The sequence below is a fragment of the Streptomyces sp. NPDC043908 genome (genome assembly GCF_056435525.1).
Genome location: NZ_JBWKEI010000008.1, coordinates 380,311 through 400,293 on the forward strand (window position 1 = coordinate 380,311; position 19,983 = coordinate 400,293).

Sequence of the window (19,983 nt, forward strand, 5' to 3'; positions counted from 1 at the left end):
ACTCAAATATGTGGCGTGTGTGATGTGGGGCTGTGCCGCCCCCCCCCCCTCCCCCCCCCCCCCCCCCCCCCCCCGTCCCCCCCCCCCCCCCCCCCCCCCCGGTGCCCTACTTCTTGCGGCGACGGCCGCCCGTGCTCTTCTGGGCCTTGCGGCGCTCCGCGCGGGTCATACCGTCGGCCTCGGAGCGGGCCGGCTCGTCGCCGTTGTCGAAGTCACCCTCGACGACACCGCCCTCGCCGTCCACCGTCGGCGCCGAGAAGTGCAGCCGGTCCGGGCGCTGCGGGGCGTCCAGGCCCTTGGCCCGGATCTCCGGACGCGCCCCGGCAGGCTCCTTCTCCAGCGACGGCCGGTCGGACGGCGCCGCGTCCTCGACCGGCACCTCCTCGACCTGCTGCTCGACCTGTACCTCCAGGTTGAACAGGTAGCCGACGGACTCCTCCTTGATGCCGTCCATCATGGCGTTGAACATGTCGAAGCCCTCGCGCTGGTACTCGACCAGCGGGTCCTTCTGCGCCATGGCCCGCAGGCCGATGCCCTCCTGGAGGTAGTCCATCTCGTAGAGGTGCTCACGCCACTTGCGGTCGAGCACCGAGAGGACCACGCGCCGCTCCAGCTCACGCATGATCTCGGAGCCGAGCTGCTCCTCGCGCGCCGCGTACTGCTCGTGGATGTCGTCCTTGATGGACTCGGCGATGAACTCGGCGGTGATGCCCGCGCGGTCGCCCGCCGCCTCCTCCAGCTCCTCCACGGTGACCTTCACCGGGTAGAGCTGCTTGAAGGCGCCCCACAGCCGGTCCAGGTCCCACTCCTCGGCGAAGCCCTCGACGGTCTCCGCCTGGATGTAGGCGTCGATGGTGTCGTCCATGAAGTGCTGCACCTGCTCGTGCAGGTCCTCGCCCTCCAGGACGCGGCGGCGCTCCCCGTAGATGACCTCGCGCTGGCGGTTGAGCACCTCGTCGTACTTCAGGACGTTCTTGCGCGTCTCGAAGTTCTGCTGCTCGACCTGCGACTGGGCCGACGCGATCGCGCGCGTCACCATCTTGTTCTCGATCGGCACGTCGTCCGGCACGTTGGCCATCGACATCACGCGCTCGACCATCTGGGCCTTGAACAGGCGCATCAGGTCGTCACCGAGCGACAGGTAGAAGCGGGACTCGCCCGGGTCGCCCTGACGGCCGGAGCGGCCGCGCAGCTGGTTGTCGATACGGCGCGACTCGTGGCGCTCGGTGCCCAGCACGTACAGACCGCCGAGCTCCTTGACCTCCTCGAACTCCGCCTTGACGGCCTGCTCGGCCTTCTCCAGGGCGGCGGGCAGCGCCTGCGCCCACTCCTCGACGTGCTCCACCGGGTCCAGGCCGCGCTGGCGCAGCTCCGCCTCGGCGAGGTCGTCCGGGTTGCCGCCGAGCTTGATGTCGGTGCCTCGGCCGGCCATGTTCGTGGCGACGGTGACGGCGCCCTTGCGGCCGGCCTGGGCGACGATCGTCGCCTCCCGGTCGTGCTGCTTGGCGTTCAGCACCTCGTGCTGGATGCCGCGCTTGGAGAGCTGCTGCGAGAGGTACTCGGACTTCTCGACCGAGGTGGTGCCGACCAGGATCGGCTGCCCCTTCTCGTGCTTCTCGGCGATGTCGTCGACCACCGCGTCGAACTTGGCGACCTCGGTGCGGTAGATCAGGTCCGACTGGTCCTTGCGGACCATGGGCTTGTTCGTCGGGATCGGCACGACGCCCAGCTTGTAGATCTGGTGGAACTCGGCGGCCTCGGTCATCGCCGTACCGGTCATGCCGGAGAGCTTGTCGTAGAGGCGGAAGAAGTTCTGGAGGGTGATCGTGGCGAGGGTCTGGTTCTCGTCCTTGATGTCCACCCCTTCCTTCGCCTCGATCGCCTGGTGCATGCCCTCGTTGTAGCGGCGGCCGGCGAGGATACGGCCGGTGTGCTCGTCGACGATCATGACTTCGCCGTCGATGACGACGTAGTCCTTGTCCTTCTTGAACAGTTCCTTCGCCTTGATGGCGTTGTTCAGATAACCGACGAGCGGGGTGTTCACCGACTCGTAGAGGTTGTCGATGCCCAGCCAGTCCTCGACCTTGGCGACGCCCGGCTCGTGGATGGCGACGGTGCGCTTCTTCTCGTCGACCTCGTAGTCGCCGGTCTCCTCGATGCCCTTGAGCGGGTTGCCCGCCTCGCCCTTGGTGAGGCGGGTGACCAGCTTGGCGAAGTCGCCGTACCACTTGGTGGCCTGGTCGGCCGGGCCGGAGATGATCAGCGGCGTACGCGCCTCGTCGACCAGGATGGAGTCGACCTCGTCGACGATCGCGAAGTTGTGACCGCGCTGGACGAGCTCCTCCTGGGACCACGCCATGTTGTCGCGCAGGTAGTCGAAGCCGAACTCGTTGTTCGTGCCGTACGTGATGTCGCAGGCGTACTGCGCGCGGCGCTCGGCGGGCGACATGTTGGCCAGGATGCAGCCGACCTCGAGGCCGAGGAACTTGTGCACCCGGCCCATCATCTCGGAGTCGCGCTCGGCCAGGTAGTCGTTGACCGTGATCAGGTGCACGCCCTTGCCGGAGAGCGCGTTGAGGTAGGCGGGGAGCGTGCCGACGAGGGTCTTGCCCTCACCGGTCTTCATCTCGGCCACATAGCCGAGGTGCAGGGCCGCTCCACCCATCATCTGGACGTCGTAGTGACGCTGGCCGAGGACGCGCTTGGCGGCCTCGCGGACGGTGGCGAAGGCTTCCGGGAGCAGGTCGTCCAGGCTCTCCCCGTTCGCGTACCGCTCCTTGTACTCGTCGGTGAGGGCACGGAGCTCGGCGTCGGAGAGGTTCACGAAGTCCTCTTCGATGGAGTTGACCTGGTCCGCGATGCGGTGCAGCTTGCGCAGGATCTTGCCTTCGCCTGCACGCATGAGCTTTGAAAGGACGGACACGGGGGTTGGTCTCCTTGCCGGTCGGGCCTGGCGCGGTCGAGTACGGTTGATTACTTCTGGGCAACGGCCATCGTATGCGAGGACCCGCCCGCGCCGGGAGGTCTGCCATGACGACAACGGACAGGGCGCCCGGAAGGTGCCGGGAAACACGAAAAGCCCTGGCGTCCGCTCCGGTCCCGCGCGGAGAATCAGCCGATGGACCCAGTCACTCTCACCACCGGACGCCTGCTGCTGCGCCCCGTCGGCCCGCAGGACGCGGACGACACCTACGTGGCCTGTCAGGACCCCGACATCCAGCGATGGACGACCGTCCCCTCCCCCTATCTGCGCGAGCACGCCGAAGCCTTCACCGGCACCTTCGCCCCCAACGGCTGGCGGGACGACTCCGACTACACGTTCGCGGTACGTCTGCGGGTGACCGCGGGGGCGGATGAGGCTCACGGGGCCAGTGGGGCGGCCGAGACATCAGGGGCTCTGGACAGTCCCGCCGGGGCCGCGGGAGCTGCGGAGGCGGAGGGCGCGCTGGTGGCGATGGTCGGCCTCATGCGGCGTGGCGAGAACGTCGCCGAGCTGGGATTCTGGGCCGCCAAGGAGCACCGGGGCCGCGGCTACATGACCGAGGCGGCCCTCGCCGCCGCCCGCTGGGCCTTCGAATCGGCGGGAGTCGAACGCCTGGAGTGGCGGGCGGAGGTCGGCAACACGGCCTCGCGCGCGGTGGCCGAGAAGGCGGGCTTCACCTTGGAGGGCACCCTGCGCGCGGGCCTCGTCCACGGCGGCACCCGCCGCGACAGCTGGGTGGGCAGCCTCCTCCCCGGCGACCTGGGCCTGCCCACTACGCGCGCGTACCTGCCCGCGCGGGTGTGAGCGGCACGGGCGCCCGAACGGGAAGGGCCCGTGGGTGTGGGGCCCACGGGCCGGCGTGAGCGGCCCACGGGCGTGGGGGCTCCGTGACGGGCTCCCGGGCGTGACGGGCTCCCCGGGTGTGAGGAGCTCGCGGGTGTGAGGAGCTCGCGGGTGTGAGGAGCTCGCGGGTGTGAGGGGCTTACGGGAGCGAGGGCCCCGGGCGTGTGGGGCTCACGGAAGCGAGGGCCCCGGGCGTGTGGGGCTCACGGAAGCGAGGGCCCCGGGCGTGTGGGGCTCACGGAAGCGAGGGCCCCGGCGTGTGGGGCTCCGACCGTGAAGGTCCCCGAGGGCGACAGGCTCCCCGGTGGATTGTCAGTGCCGGCGTCTATCGTGCGGAGCATGACCAGCCTGCCGAGTCCCGTTGCCCAACTCTCCGCCGACGAGGCCCGTCGCATCGCCCTGCGCGCCCAGGGATTCATGGGCGCGCCCGACCGCAAGGGCGGGGTGCGGGGCGTGCTGCGCCACCTGGGGGCGGTGCAGCTCGACACGATCTCGGTCCTCGCCCGGTCGCACGAGCTGATTCCGTATGCGCGTCTGGGCGCGGTGGGCCGCAAGACGGTGGACACGGCGTACTGGACGGGCTCCCACGCCTTCGAGTACTGGTCGCACGCCGCCTGCATCCTCCCCGTGGAGGAGTGGCCGCACTTCGCCTTCCGCCGCCGCGCCTACCGCACCCGCCCGCAGTGGCACCACGACCTGCCGGACGCGGCGTACCAGCAGGTGATCAAGCAGCTGCGGGCCGAAGGGCCCCTGACCGCGACGGACTTGGGCGGCGCCAAGAACAAGGGCGAGTGGTGGGACTGGTCGGAGTCCAAGGTCGCCGTCGAGCGCGCGCTGATGTACGGCGAGGTGGTCTGCGTCGAACGGCGCGGCTGGAAGCGGGTGTACGACCTGGCCGAGCGCGCCATTCCGGACGTCCACCTGCACGACGAGCTGGACGACGCCGAGTGCCTGCGCCGGCTCGTCGCGCTGGCGGGCCGCTCCCTCGGCGTGGGCACCCGCGCGGACATCGCGGACTACCACCGCCTCAAGGGCGAGCAGGTCGACGCGGTCATCGCCGACTCCGGTCTGGTGCCCGTCACCGTCCAGGGCTGGGACAAGGCCGCCTGGGCGGACCCGCAGGCGCTGGCCACCGAGCCGCGCGGACGTCACCGTACGACGCTGCTGTCCCCGTTCGACTCGCTGATCTGGGACCGCGCGCGCACCGAGCGGATCTTCGGCTTCACCCACCGCCTCGAGGCGTACACCCCCAAGCCGAAGCGGGTGTACGGATACTTCGCGATGCCCCTGCTGGCGGGCGGCAGGCTGCTCGGCCGCGTCGACCCCGCCCGCGAGGGCCGCACCCTGGTGGCCAAGCAGGTCTCCCTGGAGACGCCCAAGGCGATCGCCCCGATGGCGCAGGCCCTGCTGGAGGCGGCGCGGTGGGTGGGCTGCGACGCCGTACGGATCGAGCGCGCCGACACACCGGGCCTCGCCCGTGAGCTGACGGCGGCGATAGCGGCGGCCTGAGCCTCCCTGTACCGGCCAGGCCCTGGCGGGACACGGCGGGGCGGGCGGGGTGGGGCGGGCTAGCGGATCTCCAGGATCTTCTCGCGCATGGCGTACACCACCGCCTCCATCCGGGAGTGCAGCTGAAGCTTCTCCAGGATGTTGCGGACGTGGTTCTTCACCGTGTTCTCGGAGATGAACAACTCCTTGGCGATGTCCCGGTTGTTCATCCCCGTCGCCACGAGCTTGAGCACTTCGAGCTCACGGTCGGTGAGCCTCGGCGCGGGCACCAGCCGGCGCTCGTCGGTGCGCTGGATCATCGACTTGAACTCGGTGAGCAGCTTCGACGCCATCGACGGACTGATCTGGGACTGGCCGTCCGCGACCGCCCGGATGGCGGTCGCCACCTCGTCGGTGGAGATCTCCTTGAGGAGGTAGCCCGTGGCCCCCGCCTTGATCGCGTCGTAGAGGTCCGCCTCCTCGTCGCTGATCGTCAGCATGATGATCTTCGCGCTGGGAGCGACCTCCTTGATGGAGGTGCAGGCCTCGATCCCACCGCGCCGCGGCATCCGCACGTCCATCAGCACGATGTCGGGCAGCAGGTCCGCCGCCTTGTCCACGGCCTCCGCCCCGTCGCCCGCCTCACCGACGACCTGGATGTCCTCCTCGGCGGCCAGCACGATCTCCAGGCCCCGGCGGAACAGCGCGTGGTCGTCGACGACCAGGACCCGGATGGGCTCCTTGCGCGACCCGGCCGCTTCCATGCCGGTGGGAGCACCGTCAGAACCGTCCGGGGCCGACCCGTCGTGCACCGGCCCGAAGCTGTCTGCCATCGTTCCTCCCCCTGAAGGCCATGGCCCGAGTTGGTGTGGCTGCCAACCGCACTCCGGGGAGAAGCGGTTGGCGTGCGACGCCATGATTTCATGCCCGGCCGACAGAGCGGTGCTCCAGTCGTCGCACAGTGGTGCCCCTGGGGGCGCACAAGGCGCTCCAGGGGCATCACCGCTCTCTGGTACGGCGCGCCGCACGGATCCGTTCAGCGCGTCGCCCACCTGGTCATCCGCCGAGCGCTCCGCCGGCGCCGCTCGCGTCCTCACCGGCCAGCGGGTCCGTCTCCAGGTGGATCACGCCGTAGTCGTAGGCGTGCCGCCGGTAGACGACGCTGGGGTTCTTCGTCTCGGAGTCGACGAAGAGGTAGAAGTCGTGTCCGACCAGTTCCATCTCGTAGAGCGCCTGGTCGAGTGTCATCGGGGCGGCGACATGGTTCTTCTCGCGGACCACCAGCGGTCCTTCGCCCTGCACCTCGACCGATCCCATCCGGGTGACGGGAACGCTCTCCTCCCTCGATCCGCCCACCGGCTCGCCGTTCGCGTTCAACTGGGCCACGCCCGGGACCACGTCGGCCACCTCGGCAGCCGAGAGCCGGCCGTTGCCCCTGCGGGTGTAGCGCTTGTCGTGCTGCTTGCGCAGCCGCGCCTCCAGCTTGCTGTGGGCAAGGTCGAGGGCTGCGTACGGATCGGCCGCCGCCGCCTCCGCCCGGATCACCGGACCACGCGAGTGCAGCGTGATCTCCACTCGGTCGGAACGGTCGGCCTGCCGCGGGTTGTGTTCCTTGGACACCTCGACGTCGAGGCTGATTACCTTGCCGTCGAGCTTCTGGATCTTCTCCAGCTTCAGCTTCTCGGCCACGTGCTTGCGGAACCGCTCGGGTACCTCGGTCTTGCGGCCCTTGACGACGATGTCCACGCAGAACTCCGTTCCCGGATTACTCCGCCTCAACCGCGGAGAATCTCCCTCTTGCACCAGACTCCGGTGGGCACCGGAGTCTCGGACTGGGCGACTTTCACCTCCTCCTCCCCCGTGGGGAAGATCGCCACCCCACCGACTTCAGGGTCAGGGAAGTACCCAGAAGCGAGGCCGTACATTCCGTGAGGCCGGCTGTCGCCATTCCTCACAACCGAACATAGCTCGCTCGGACGGATGTCGGCACCCGCTACCAGCACGTACCTCCGTTCAGGTGTTTCATGCGTCTTATCACCTGCAACGATGCGGGTTCCCCGTCAGTTCCGGTTTATTTCAAAAGATGCGAAGGTCGACGCGACGACCGCGGCAGTCGCTCTTCGGTGCGCGAATCCGGGCCTCGCGTACGCCGGAGATCCGCCCGCCGCGCCGCCCGTCCCATTGGCCGCGCACGCCACCGCCCGGGCCGCCTCCACCAGCGAGGCGCCCGTGGTCATGAGGTCGTCCACCAGGACCACCCGGCCCCGCTCCAGCAGCCTGTCACCGCCCACCGACACCTCCAGCGCCCCGCTCAGATTCGCCAGCCGCTGCCGGGCGCTCAGCCCCGACTGGTCCGCCACCGCACGCCGCTGACGCAGCACCGCCGCCACGCGCGCGTCCGTTCCCGTACGCCGCAACTCCCCCGCCGCCGCCAGGGCGATCCGGCGCGCCGCGTCATGCCCGCGCGCCCGCACCGCACGTCGCGCCGACGGCACCGGCACGAGCAGCAGCGGCCCGTCCCGGGGCGCTGCCGCGGCCGCGCGCACGGCGCCCGCCAGCGCCTGCCCGAGGACTCCGGCGAGCCCCAGGGCGCCGCGTTCCTTGTGCGCGAGGAGCACCGCCCGTACGGCGTCCTCGTGGACCGCCGCCGCGTACACCACCGGCAGTCCCGCGGGCTCGGGGGCAGGTCGGACCCGCCGCGCCCGCACACCGAGCAGCGCCGCCGCGCATCGCTCGCACAGCGCCGTACGGGGACTGCCGCAGCCGCCGCAGGCAACCGGCAGCACCAGCCCGGAGACCTCCTGCCACCATCCCCGCATGGCATCCACTCTGCCAACAGCGAGGCTGCCCGGCCACCCCTGTGGAAAACCGCCGGGAAGCCCCGGCCGCCGGTTGACGGCGCGGGCGGGAAGCCCCGGCCGCCGGTTGAAGGCACCCGGGCACCGGCTTCACCGGAACGGCGGGGCGGACGGCAGGGCGGCGGCGGCCGACCGGGCCCATGGGGCCACGATCGGCCGACCGGGCATCCTGGTGGCAGCCGCGGGGCGGCGCGGCTGCCGGCCGGGTCAGCCGGGGTAGACCGGCGAGGACCCCGCCTTGACCGCCGTCTTCCAGTTGGCGCCCGGCGGCAGCCGGACGATGCCGTCCTCCTTGGAGTGCGCCACCAGCGGCAGCCGCTCGTCGTCCGCGGCGGCGATCTCGGTCACCCGGTTGGCGCCCGGCAGATTGCCCGCGGCCGACAGAGAGCCGTCGGTCTGCATGTACCGCAACTGCTGCTGGAGGCCGCCGGTCTCCTTGCCGACCACGACCAGGCGGCTGCGGCCCGCCCAGGACACCGCCGTCACATCCTCCATCTGCGGTGCGCCGGGGCGCAGTTCCACCACGGAGACCTGGGGGTGCTCCGGGTCGCCGATCCGCTCCACGCGGCCGATCCGCAGCGTCGTGCGCCCGCCCTCGTTCACCAGGAGGGCGATCCGTACGCTGTCCGCCGACATCCGCACCTGCTCGATGTGCGCCCCGTTCAGACCGGCGACATCGACCTCCTGCGGCTGTCCCTGGCCGTGGTCGAGGTGGAGCAGCCGGGGGTGGGCCGGGTCCCGGTCGGCCACCCACAGATCGTCGCGGCCGTCCCAACTCGGCGCCGAGAGTCCGTCCTTCGGATCCTTGCTCTGGCTGGTCACCGGCGTCTTCACCAGCTCGCCGTCGGAGACGATCGGCGCCACGTACAGCGAGCGGCCGTCGTTGGTCACGCCCGCGGCGCGCCTCTCGCCCCGCTCCACCGCCACCGAACGCAGCCGCTGCTCGGCCCGGCCGAACGGTCCGGGGACCAGCTCGGTGACCACGTCCCCGTCCGCGCTCTCGGCATTGTCGGCGCCGTCCGCGCTGTCCCGCTCACCGGCACGCATCCGCGCGAGCCGCCCCTGCGTGTCCACGAAGTACTGGCCGGGCTTGGGCGAGACGCGCTCCGGGGCGTACTGCTCGGCCTGGTCGCCGCCGAGCACGCACAGCTGCGAGCCGTTCGCCCGGTCCAGCTCGACCTGACTGACCCGGGTCGCCGTCAGATCCCGCAGCGTGAACAGCAGTTGGGCCGCCATCTTGCGGCACTGACCGCCGCCGACGTTGGACGCCCGCTCGCTGAGCGGCACCTTGAGCGCGTTGCGGTCGTCGAACGCGAGCGCCTTGGTGCCGTCCTTCAGCGCCGTACCGCTCGGGAAGCGCGAACCCACCACCGGTCGCAGCCAGTTGGTCGGCCCCTCCAGCACGGCCATGACCGTCTGGGTGACCAGGTTCATCTGCGTCTCGGGGTCATTGCGCTGACGCACGTACACCGGGTCGGCGACCAACCGGTCCTGACCGGAGGCGAAGTAGTACTTGTTGACGGAGCGGTAGATGCGCTGGAAGTCCGACTGGCCGAGCAGCAGCCCCTCGGGCAGCGTGTCGATGCGCCACTCCTTGCCGCTCGCCGTGTTCTGCCGTACGAGATGGATCGTCTCGTTGTACGCCGACTTCGCCACCGCCGGCTGGTAGGCGTGCTGCTTGTCCACCACGGCGACCGGCCGGCCGGTCACGGTGAACGTGAAACTGGAGCTGTCGCCCTTGTCGCTGGTCCGGCTCGGCTGCGGGTTCGGCCCGTCGGCCAGCACCGTCGTCGCCTGATCCGGCTTCCAGGTCCGCGCGGCCTGCGGCGTCAGATACTTGCGCGCCGTCGCGAACTGCGGGTCGTCACTGGTCATCGCCTCCAGGAACCCGTCGACTATCTCGTCCGCGGCCGCCCCCTCGCGCGGCGGCACCGCGTACACCTGCACCTGCGAGTCGGCGCGCTGCGACGCCTGCACCGCGTGCACGTCCCCGCTGTCGGGCATCGACGCGCACCCCGCCACCAGCACACCGCCGCAGCCCAGCAGCGCGGCCGACCGCAGCCGGCGGCCGCGGTCCCTCCCCCGATCAGCGCCCACGAGACGATTCCTCCTGGTCGGCGGCTGCCGGGGCAGCCGCTCTGTCAGCAGCCTGCGATGGTACGGACTCGCCCTCCCCGCGCGCGTCGGTGACCCGCGGCACCACCCTGGCCCCGCCGCCACCGGGCAGCGCGGTCGGATCGGCGGCCGGCCCGGACGTGCGCGGCGGAACCGGCGGCCGGGGCGGCACCGGCAGCGAGGAGCGGGTGGCGGCGGGCTGGACCGGCACACTCGCCAGACGCAGTCCGTTGCCCTGCTCGGGCGCCGCGCCCATCCGGGCCCGCTCCCGCGCGGCCCGTGAATCCTCCGGCTCCAGCGGTATCGGAGATCCACGCAGCGGCTCGTCGGCCGTACGCGGCAGCGTCAGCCGGAACTGGGAGCCGCCGCCGGGCTCGCCCCACGCCTGGAGCCAGCCGCCGTGCAGCCGCGCGTCCTCGACCGCGATCGACAGGCCCAGACCGGTGCCCCCGGTCGTCCTGGCGCGGGCCGGGTCGGCCCGCCAGAAGCGGTTGAACACCCGGGTCGCCTCGCCCGGCTTGAGCCCGACTCCGTAGTCGCGCACCGCGATGGCGACCGCGCCCCCGGCCGAGCCCATACGCACCACCACGTCCCGGCCCTCGCCGTGCTCCACGGCGTTGACCACGAGGTTGCGCAGCACCCGCTCGACCCGTCGGGCGTCGGCTTCGGCGATGACCGGCTGCTCGTCACCCACCACCCGTATCCGGGTGCCCTTGCGCTCGGCGAGCGGCTCGGCTCCCTCGATCACCCGGCGTACGACCTCACGCAGGTCTATCGGCTCGGCCTCCAGGGCCGCCGCTCCCGCGTCGAACCGGCTGATCTCCAGAAGGTCCGCCAGCAGCGACTCGAACCGGTCGAGCTGTCCGGCCAGCAGCTCCGCCGACCTCGCCGTCACCGGATCGAAGTCGACGCGCGCCTCGTGGATGACGTCCGCCGCCATCCGTACGGTCGTCAGCGGCGTCCGCAGTTCGTGCGAGACGTCCGAGACGAACCGCCGCTGCATCCGCGACAGCTCCTCCAGCTGCTGGATCTTGAGCTGGAGGTTCTGCGCCATCTTGTTGAAGGCCTCGCCGAGCCGCGCGATGTCGTCCTCGCCGGTGACCTTCATCCGTTCCTGCAACTTGGCCGCGGAGAGCCGCTCCGCGATCTGCGCCGCCATCCGGACCGGGGTGACGACCTGGCGCACCACCAGCCAGGCGATCGCCCCCAGCAGCACCACCAGGAACAGCCCGGCGGTCGCGAGGGTGCCCTTGACCAGGCTGAGTGTCTTCTCCTCCTGCGCCAGCGGGAAGAGGTAGTACAGCTGGTAGGCCTGGCCGTCGACGTCCTTCAGTTTGGTCCCGATGACCAGGCCCGGCTTGGGTTCCTGGCCGTCGAGGTACTTGATCGAGGCGTACGTCTTGTACGCCCCCGTGCCCTGGTCGACGTCGTCCCGCAGGCTCTGCGGGACGCTCGCGGCCGGGTCCACACCGCCCGAGGCGCGCGGGCCGCGGTTGCTGGAGCCCGAGTCCTCGGAGTCGGCGCTCAGCGCGACCACGTAGAAAGCGCCCTGGCCGCCGCTGGCGAGCTGGGTCACCAGCTCACTGCGCCAGGTCACCGAACTGCCGGCCCGTCCGTCGGAGCCGTCGTCCTGCCCGCCGGGCGCCGCCGGGGCGCTGGCCTTGTCCTTGGCCACGGCGAAGCCGCCCGCGGACTGGCTCTCGGACGCCTTCTCCTTGGTGACGAGGAGCCCGTTGCGCACCTGGCCGATGACAACGAACCCGAGCAGCAGGACCACACCCAGCGACATCAGCAGAGTGGAGGCGACCACCCGCAGCTGGATGTTGCGCCGCCACAGCCGCACGGCGGGCAGCAGCGGACGCCGCACCCAGCGCGCGAACAACCGCAGCACGGGGCTGCCGGGCGTGCCCTCCTGAAGGATCCGCCCGCCCCATGACGTCTTTCGTCCCCCACCAGCAGCCCGCCCCCCACGGACCCCGGGCTTCCCGGGCTTCGGAGCAGCACCGCCGCGGGACATGTCAGCTCGGTCCGGCCTTGTAACCGACACCACGGACGGTCACCACGATCTCCGGACGCTCGGGGTCCTTCTCGACCTTCGAGCGGAGCCGCTGCACATGCACATTCACCAGCCGCGTGTCCGCCGCGTGCCGGTACCCCCACACCTGCTCCAGGAGCACCTCGCGGGTGAACACCTGCCACGGCTTGCGCGCCAGCGCGACCAGCAGGTCGAACTCCAGCGGGGTCAGGGCGATGGACTGCCCGTCCCGCTTCACGGAGTGACCCGCCACGTCGATCACCAGATCGCCGATCGCCAGCTGCTCCGGCGCCGGCTCCTCCGACCTCCTCAGGCGCGCCCGGATACGGGCGACCAGCTCCTTCGGCTTGAACGGCTTCACGATGTAGTCGTCGGCCCCGGACTCCAGGCCGACCACCACATCCACCGTGTCGCTCTTGGCGGTGAGCATCACGATCGGCACGCCGGACTCGGCCCTGATCAGCCTGCAGACCTCGATGCCGTCCCGTCCGGGCAGCATGAGGTCCAGCAGTACCAGGTCCGGCTTGGCCTCACGGAATGCCGCCAGTGCCTTGTCGCCGTCCGCTACGAACGACGGCTCAAAACCTTCTCCACGCAGCACAATGCCGAGCATCTCGGCCAGCGCGGTGTCGTCGTCGACGACAAGGACGCGTCCCTTCATAAACGTCATCATCCCATTAGCTAATCGTTACCTGGCGTGACCTGGCACACAGCTCTCTCAGACCGCCCCTGGTGACGGGCGAGAGAACACCTTCTTCGGTGACGATCGCCGTCACCAGCTCGGGGGGCGTCACATCGAACGCCGGGTTGTACGCCTGCGTCCCCAGCGGCGCCACGGGCAGCCCGCCACCCGCCCCCCACCCGGCCACAGGAGCCTGTGGTCCGGTGAGCTCCGTCACCTCCTGCCCGGGCCGCTGCTCGACCTCGATCGACGCCCCGTCGGGGGTTTCCAGATCCACCGTCGTGACCGGCGCCACCACGATGAACGGCACGTGGTGGTACTTGGCGAGCACGGCGAGCGGATAACTCCCCACCTTGTTCGCCACCGATCCGTCGGCGGCTATCCGGTCCGCCCCCACCAGAACGGCGTCCACCTCCCCCGCCGCGAACAGCGAACCGGCCGCATTGTCGGTCAGCAGGCTGTACGCCATGCCGCTGCGCGCCGCTTCGTACGCGGTCAGTCTGGACCCTTGGAGCAGCGGCCGCGTCTCGTCGACCCACAGCCGCCGCAGCCGCCCCGCCCGGTGCGCGGCCAGCGCGACCGCGAACGCGGTGCCCTCGCCACCCGAGACCAGCCGCCCGGTGTTGCAGTGCGTGAGCACCCGGTGGCTGCCGCCGGGCAGCAGCTCGTCGAGCAGAGCCAGGCCGTGGGCAGCCATCCTGACACTCGCCTCCGCGTCCGCCCGATGCAGGGCCCTCGCGGCCGCCAGCGCCGCCGCCCCCGCCTCCTGCGGACCGGCGCCCTTGTCCAGCGCCGCCCGATACGCCCCGAGCGCCAGCCGCACCCCGTAGCCGAGGTTCACCGCGGTGGGCCGCGCCGCCGCCAGCAGAGCCGCGGCCTCCTGGACGTCGTAGCCGCGCACCCCCGCCAGTGCGACCCCGTACGCCCCCGCGATACCCAGCAGCGGTGCCCCGCGGACGGCCAGCGTCTGGATGGCCCGCACCAGCCCCGGCACATCCGTGCAGACCAGCTCCACCTCCTCGGCCGGCAGCCGGGTCTGGTCGAGGAGCACCAGCACCGGCCCCTCCGGCGGCTCGTCCCAGCGCAGCTGTTCCAGTCCCGACGGCTCGGAGCCCACGGTGGATCGCACCTCGTGATCAGCCATCCGCCCAGTCTGCCCGGTGAGCCGCCGACAAATGAAGGTGCCAACGAGATACGGGGGCCGGTCCACGGCCCGGAACCGCATGGCACGATGGCTGCCGACCCCAACGTGCCGGCTCGCCGAGCTGGTCCCACGACCAATCCACGAGGTGGACGACCGTGAACGACTCTCCGGGCTGGGCTTCGCCCGGATCGGCCCCCTCCGACGGCGAGGACACCGGCACGCCCGGGCAGCCCGAGCCCTCCGACCGGGCCCGCACGTCCTCGCAGTGGTCCCGTAACCAGCCTCCGGCGGGCCAGTGGTCGCCTCCGGCCGCCACCCCGGGCCCGGGCACGCCCCCGCCCCCGCCGGGCCGTCCTGGGCCCCAGCAGGGCGGCTGGGGCCCGCCTCCGCCTCCGGGCGGGCACTGGAACTCCGGCTGGGGACCCGCGCCGGCCGCCAAGCCCGGTGTCATCCCGCTCCGCCCGCTCGGGGTCGGCGAGATCCTCGACGGCGCGGTGTCGACGATGCGCGCCCACTGGCGCACCGTCCTCGGGCTGACCCTCACGGTCGCCGTGATCACGCAGATCGCGGAGATCCTCGTCCAGCGCTTCCTCCTGCCGGATCCGCCGGAGATCGACGCGAACGCCACCGGCGCCGAGGCCGTCGACCAGGCCATGGACCTGCTGCGGTCGAGCATGCTCAGCCTGTTGCCCGTCGGAGCCCTGGCCCTGGTCGGCACGCTCTTCGTCACAGCCGTCCTCACCATCGTCATCAGCCGCTCCGTGCTGGGCCGGCCGGTGACCCTTCGGGAAGCGTGGGCGGAGGCACAGCCGAGGCTGCTGCCGCTGCTCGGCCTGCTGGTGCTGCTGCCTCTGATGGCGGGCGGGATCGTGGGCGTCGGCGTCCTGCCCGGCGTGCTCATCGGGTCCGATGCCGGTGCGGCCCTGGCCGGCCTCGGCGGGCTGGCCGCCTTCGTCGTCGTGATCTGGCTGCTGGTCCGGTTCAGCCTCGCCGCGCCCGCGCTGATGCTGGAACGCCAGGGCCTGGTGCCGTCCCTGCGCCGGTCCGCCAAGCTGGTGCGCGGCGCCTGGTGGCGGATCCTCGGCATCACCCTGCTGACGTACCTCCTGACCTCCATCGTCTCGATGATCATCGCGATCCCGTTCACCGTGACCGGCATGATCGTGGACGACGGCTCCGGCAGCCTCTTCTCGGGGGACGTCGCCGACTTCGGCTGGCCGTTCCTGATCATCACGGGAATCGGCGCCGTGATCGGCGCGGCCATCACCTACCCGATCACCGCCGCGGTGTCCGCGCTGCTCTACATCGACCAGCGCATCCGCCGCGAAGCCCTCGACATCGACCTCGCCCGCGCCGCCAAACTGCCGGGCTACGACACTTCCGGGAGCTGATGCGGTGTCCGCGACGGGGGGCGCGAGCATGGTGCGGCTGCTGGTCCGAGCGGCCGGTGAACCACCGGTGGACACGCCGCGCGTGCCCGCCCGCGAGGCGGCACGGCGCGAACTGTCCAAGCCGATGTACCACGAGAACGACCCGAACCTCCTGGAGCGCGCCTTCAACCGCTTCTGGGACTGGGTCGGCGGCCTGTTCGACGCCGCCTCGGGCGCGACCCCGGGAGGCACGCTCGGGCTCGTGGCCATCGCCGTGTTCGCCCTGGCCCTGATCGCCGCCCTCTGGTGGCGTCTGGGCACCCCGCAGCGCGCTGTCTCCACCCTCGGCGCGGTCTTCGACGACCGTCCGCGCAGCGCGGCGGAGCACCGCGCCACGGCCGAGGCCCACGCAGCCTCCGACCGCTGGACCCAGGCCGTCCAGGAACGGATGCGTGCGGTCGTCCGCTCACTGGAGGAGCGCGCCCTCCTCGACCCGCGCCCCGGCCGCACCGCCGACGAGGCCGCCGCCGAGGCGGGCCGTCCGCTGCCCGGCCACGCCGAACGGCTCCGCGCCGCCGCGCGCGAGTTCGACGACGTCACATACGGAGGCCGTACGGCGAACCGGGCCGCGTACGACCGTCTGCGCGACCTCGACGACGATCTGGACCGTACGAAGCCGGATCTCAGCGCCCTCGCCCACCACCCCGTGGTGGAAGCGGCTGCCCGAGGAGCGGCCCAATGACCGGCACGCATACCCCCGCCACCCCGCCCTCGCCCCCTTCCACGTCCACGTCCACCGACGCGACGGCCCGCCAGCTGTGGACGCGGAGCCGCGGGGTGCTGCTCGCCGCCGTGGTCCTCCTGGTCGGAGGGATCGCCCTCGCCGCCACCCGGTCCGGCGACCAGCACGGCCGGCTCGACCCCCGCTCGGCGGACCGCTACGGCAGCCGCGCCGTCGCCGAGCTCCTGAAGGACCAGGGTGTCTCCACCCACGTGGCCACCACCCTCGACGAAGCCACCCGGGCTGTGGGAACGGACACCACACTCCTGGTCACGGCCCCGGATCTGCTCACCACCTCCCAGCAGCACCGACTCCACGACGCCGCCGCCAAGTCGGGCGGCCGAACCGTGCTGCTCGCCCCCGGCGCCCCCTCCCTTCCCGTCCTCGCCCCCGGCGTACGGGAAGAGGGCTCTGCCTCGGTCGGCAACCGTGAGCCGGACTGCTCCCTGCCCCTCGCCACCCGCGCCGGAAGCGCCGACACCGGCGGCGTCCGCTACGCCTCCGAGAACCGGGCCGACGGCGCCTGCTACCCGGCGGGCGGACTGCCGACCCTGCTTCGCATACAGGCCCCGGCCCAGGGCGACACCGTCCTGCTCGGCGCCCCCGACATCTTCTACAACCACCGTCTCGACAAGCAGGGCAACGCCTCGCTCGCCCTCCAACTCCTCGGTTCCCGCCCCCATCTGGTCTGGTACCTCCCCTCGCTCGGTGATGTCTCGGCCACCGACGGCGGTGACCGCAGCTTCTTCGATCTCGTTCCGTCCGGCTGGCTCTGGGCCACCCTTCAGCTCGCGCTCGCGGCCGCTCTCGCCGCCCTCTGGCGAGCCCGCCGCCTCGGCCCCCTGGTGACCGAGCAACTCCCGGTAGCCGTCCGCGCGTCCGAGGCCACCGAGGGCCGAGCCCGCCTCTATCGCAAGGCCAACGCCCGCGACCGCGCGTCCGACGCCCTGCGTTCGGCCACCCGCACCCGACTTGCCCCCCTCCTGGGCGTGCCCGCCGCCTCGGCGCACGCGCCCGAACTCCTCGTCCCCGCCGTCTCCGCCCGGATCCCCGCGCCCGAACGGGACCTGCACGTCCTGCTCTTCGGCCCGGCCCCGGCTGACGACGCCGCACTGGTCCGCCTCGCGGACGAACTCGACGCCCTCGAAAGAGAGGTACGCACCTCATGAGCGACCGAACCCCGGCGACCGCAGCGAACCCGGACACCGCCCGCGCCTCCCTGGAGGCCCTGCGCGCCGAGATCGCCAAGGCCGTGGTCGGCCAGGACTCCGCCGTGACGGGCCTGGTCGTGGCCCTGCTCTGCCGCGGCCATGTCCTCCTGGAAGGAGTGCCCGGCGTCGCCAAGACGCTCCTGGTGCGCTCGCTCGCGGCCTCACTCGAACTCGACACCAAGCGCGTGCAGTTCACCCCCGATCTGATGCCCAGTGATGTCACCGGTTCGCTGATCTACGACGCCCGTACCGCCGAGTTCTCCTTCCAGGCCGGCCCCGTGTTCACCAATCTGCTGCTCGCGGACGAGATCAACCGAACGCCCCCCAAGACCCAGTCCTCCCTCCTCGAAGCCATGGAGGAGCGCCAGGTCACGGTCGACGGCACGCCGCGCCCGCTTCCCGAGCCGTTCCTGGTCGCCGCGACGCAGAACCCCGTCGAGTACGAGGGCACGTATCCCCTGCCGGAAGCCCAGCTGGACCGCTTCCTGCTGAAGTTGACGGTGCCCCTGCCCTCCCGGGCGGATGAGATCAACGTCCTGGCCCGTCATGCCGAGGGCTTCGATCCTCGTGATCTCCAGGCAGCAGGAGTGCGTCCCGTCGCGGGAGCCGCCGATCTCGAAGCGGCCCGCGCCGCCGTCGCCAAGACCTCGGTCTCGGCGGAGATCACCGGCTATGTCGTCGATATCTGTCGTGCCACGCGTGAATCCCCCTCACTCAGCCTCGGTGTCTCTCCCCGAGGCGCCACCGCCCTGCTCTCCACCGCCCGCGCCTGGGCCTGGCTCACGGGCCGGGACTACGTCATCCCCGACGACGTGAAGGCCCTGGCCCTCCCCACACTTCGCCACCGCGTCCAGCTGCGTCCCGAGGCGGAGATGGAGGGCGTCACCGCCGACTCCGTCATCACCTCGGTCCTCACCCACGTCCCCGTCCCCCGCTGAGACGGCGGCCGTGGCTCTCACCGGACGCGCTGCGCTGCTCGCTGCTCTCGGATCAGTCCCCGTAGGCGTATGGGCCCCGAGCTGGGCGGGAATGCTCGCGGTCAACGCCCCCCTCACACTCGCAATGATGTGCGACTACGCCCTCGCCGCGCCAGTGCGAAAGCTTCAATTCACCCGAAACGGTGATACATCAGTTCGACTGGGTGACGCGGCCGAAGTCGTCCTCACCGTCACCAACCCGTCCGCCCGCCCGCTGCGGGCCCAGCTCCGCGACGCCTGGCCGCCCAGCAGCTGGCCTTCCCCCGCCGAACAGGACGCCTCCCGCCACACCGTGACAGTCCCGGCCGGAGAACGCCGTCGGCTCACCACAACCTTGCGCCCGACCCGCCGCGGCGGCCGCCGCGCCCAGCGGATCAGCCTCCGCTCCTACGGGCCCCTGGGCCTCGTCTCCCGGCAAGGCAGCCACCACGTCCCCTGGACCGTGCGCGTCCTGCCGCCGTTCACCAGCCGCAAACACCTGCCGTCACGGCTCGCGCGGCTGCGGGAACTCGACGGGCGTACCAGCGTGCTGACCCGGGGCGAGGGAACCGAGTTCGACAGTCTGCGCCCGTACGTCCCGGGGGACGACACCCGCTCCATCGACTGGCGTGCCACCGCCCGGCAGAACGCCGTTGCCGTACGCACCTGGCGGCCGGAGCGCGACCGCCACATCCTCGTCGTCCTGGATACAGGACGTACGTCGGCCGGTCGCGTCGGAGACATCCCGCGCCTGGACGCCGCCATGGACGCCTCACTGCTTCTGGCCGCCCTCGCCTCCCGCGCCGGCGACCGCGTCGACCTCCTCGCGTACGACCGCCGCGTACGAGCCCAGGTACGGGGCCGCTCCGTCGGCGAACTCCTGCCGGCTCTGGTCAACGCAATGGCGCCACTTGAGCCCGAGCTCGTGGAAACGGATGCCCGAGGACTGAGTGCCGCCGCCCTCGCGCATGCCCCTCGACGTTCCTTGATCGTGTTGTTCACCAGCCTGGACGCGGCCCCGGTCGAGGAAGGCCTGCTACCCGTCCTTCCGCAGCTCACCAAGCGCCACACAATCCTGGTGGCGGCGATCGCAGACCCGCGCGTCAAGGCGATGGCGGAGGCCCGCGGCACTGTGGACGCGGTGTACGAGGCGGCCGCAGCCAGCCGCACTCAGGAGGAGCGCCGCCGCACGGCCGAGCAGTTGAGGCGGCATGGAGTCACCGTCGTGGACGCCACCCCCGATGAACTCGCGCCCGCAGTAGCGGACGCCTACCTGGCCCTGAAGGCCGCAGGTCGGCTCTGAGGGGGATCTGAAGGGGGTTCGAGGGGGCGGCGGGACAGCCCCCTCGAACCCAAACGGGTCCTGAACGCAAAAATGCCTCAACCCCCGGCCCAAAAGGGCACGGGGGTTGAGGCTAAAGATTGTTCGGCGGCGTCCTACTCTCCCACAGGGTCCCCCCTGCAGTACCATCGGCGCTGAAAGGCTTAGCTTCCGGGTTCGGAATGTAACCGGGCGT

15 protein-coding genes and 1 rRNA gene are annotated in these 19,983 nt (G+C 71.5%); 7 read left to right on the plus strand and 9 right to left on the minus strand.

Going from position 1 to position 19,983, the window contains the following annotated elements; genetic code table 11:
• Positions 1-106 precede the first annotated feature (106 nt).
• The gene (gene secA, locus AC069K_RS20235) at positions 107-2,923 is read right to left on the minus strand and encodes a preprotein translocase subunit SecA (protein WP_358836704.1); all 2,817 of its coding nucleotides are present in this window, start codon (positions 2,921-2,923) and stop codon (positions 107-109) included.
• Between the two features lie 195 nt (positions 2,924-3,118).
• On the opposite strand from secA, the gene AC069K_RS20240 reads away from it, so the two are divergent.
• Positions 3,119-3,787, plus strand: coding sequence for a GNAT family N-acetyltransferase (locus tag AC069K_RS20240; RefSeq protein ID WP_478618069.1), 669 nt, complete (start codon positions 3,119-3,121; stop codon positions 3,785-3,787).
• A 378-nt stretch (positions 3,788-4,165) separates the two neighbouring features.
• Entirely contained in the window at positions 4,166-5,335 is a 1,170-nt protein-coding gene (locus AC069K_RS20245; RefSeq protein WP_478618072.1) for a winged helix-turn-helix domain-containing protein, read from the plus strand.
• A 59-nt stretch (positions 5,336-5,394) separates the two neighbouring features.
• Here the strand turns inward: AC069K_RS20245 and AC069K_RS20250 are convergent, their stop codons facing one another.
• The 7 genes from AC069K_RS20250 to mtnA all read right to left on the minus strand — a co-directional run bounded on the left by AC069K_RS20250 (position 5,395) and on the right by mtnA (position 14,148).
• Positions 5,395-6,147, minus strand: a complete 753-nt coding sequence (locus tag AC069K_RS20250; protein ID WP_067159746.1) for a response regulator — start codon at positions 6,145-6,147, stop codon at positions 5,395-5,397.
• A 223-nt stretch (positions 6,148-6,370) separates the two neighbouring features.
• Positions 6,371-7,060 (minus strand): ribosome hibernation-promoting factor, HPF/YfiA family, encoded by a 690-nt coding sequence (gene hpf / locus AC069K_RS20255; RefSeq protein WP_358836708.1) that lies wholly within the window; start codon positions 7,058-7,060, stop codon positions 6,371-6,373.
• 314 nt (positions 7,061-7,374) lie between these two features.
• On the minus strand, positions 7,375-8,133 hold the full coding sequence (locus AC069K_RS20260) for a ComF family protein (RefSeq protein ID WP_478618077.1): 759 nt from the start codon (positions 8,131-8,133) through the stop codon (positions 7,375-7,377).
• Positions 8,134-8,379: 246 nt separating this feature from the next.
• A complete protein-coding gene (locus AC069K_RS20265; protein WP_478618080.1) occupies positions 8,380-10,269 on the minus strand; it encodes an LpqB family beta-propeller domain-containing protein in 1,890 nt (629 codons plus the stop codon).
• Positions 10,259-12,304, minus strand: a complete 2,046-nt coding sequence (gene mtrB, locus AC069K_RS20270; protein WP_365106900.1) for an MtrAB system histidine kinase MtrB — start codon at positions 12,302-12,304, stop codon at positions 10,259-10,261. The genes AC069K_RS20265 and mtrB overlap by 11 nt, the downstream gene beginning before the upstream one ends.
• 1 nt (position 12,305) lies before the next feature.
• Positions 12,306-12,995 carry a two-component system response regulator MtrA gene (gene mtrA, locus AC069K_RS20275; protein ID WP_188278465.1) on the minus strand — a complete coding sequence of 230 codons (690 nt, stop codon included), beginning with the start codon at positions 12,993-12,995 and terminating at the stop codon, positions 12,306-12,308.
• Between the two features lie 4 nt (positions 12,996-12,999).
• Entirely contained in the window at positions 13,000-14,148 is a 1,149-nt protein-coding gene (gene mtnA / locus AC069K_RS20280) for an S-methyl-5-thioribose-1-phosphate isomerase (RefSeq protein WP_478618084.1), read from the minus strand.
• 155 nt (positions 14,149-14,303) lie between these two features.
• Between mtnA and AC069K_RS20285 the strand changes: the two genes are divergently transcribed.
• From AC069K_RS20285 to AC069K_RS20305, 5 genes are read left to right on the plus strand one after another with little or no spacing between them, the layout of a single operon-like run.
• Entirely contained in the window at positions 14,304-15,539 is a 1,236-nt protein-coding gene (locus tag AC069K_RS20285; protein WP_478618087.1) for a DUF7847 domain-containing protein, read from the plus strand.
• A 4-nt stretch (positions 15,540-15,543) separates the two neighbouring features.
• Positions 15,544-16,260: a DUF4129 domain-containing protein gene (locus tag AC069K_RS20290; RefSeq protein WP_478618089.1), complete on the plus strand. Its 717-nt coding sequence runs from the start codon at positions 15,544-15,546 to the stop codon at positions 16,258-16,260.
• The gene (locus AC069K_RS20295; protein ID WP_478618092.1) at positions 16,257-17,468 is read left to right on the plus strand and encodes a DUF4350 domain-containing protein; all 1,212 of its coding nucleotides are present in this window, start codon (positions 16,257-16,259) and stop codon (positions 17,466-17,468) included. The genes AC069K_RS20290 and AC069K_RS20295 overlap by 4 nt, the downstream gene beginning before the upstream one ends.
• Complete coding sequence (locus tag AC069K_RS20300) at positions 17,465-18,448, plus strand: AAA family ATPase (protein ID WP_358835995.1); 984 nt, start codon at positions 17,465-17,467, stop codon at positions 18,446-18,448. The genes AC069K_RS20295 and AC069K_RS20300 overlap by 4 nt, the downstream gene beginning before the upstream one ends.
• 10 nt (positions 18,449-18,458) lie before the next feature.
• Entirely contained in the window at positions 18,459-19,769 is a 1,311-nt protein-coding gene (locus AC069K_RS20305; RefSeq protein WP_478618096.1) for a DUF58 domain-containing protein, read from the plus strand.
• A 121-nt stretch (positions 19,770-19,890) separates the two neighbouring features.
• Here the strand turns inward: AC069K_RS20305 and rrf are convergent.
• Positions 19,891-19,983 (minus strand): 5S ribosomal RNA (rrf, locus tag AC069K_RS20310); the annotation flags it as partial.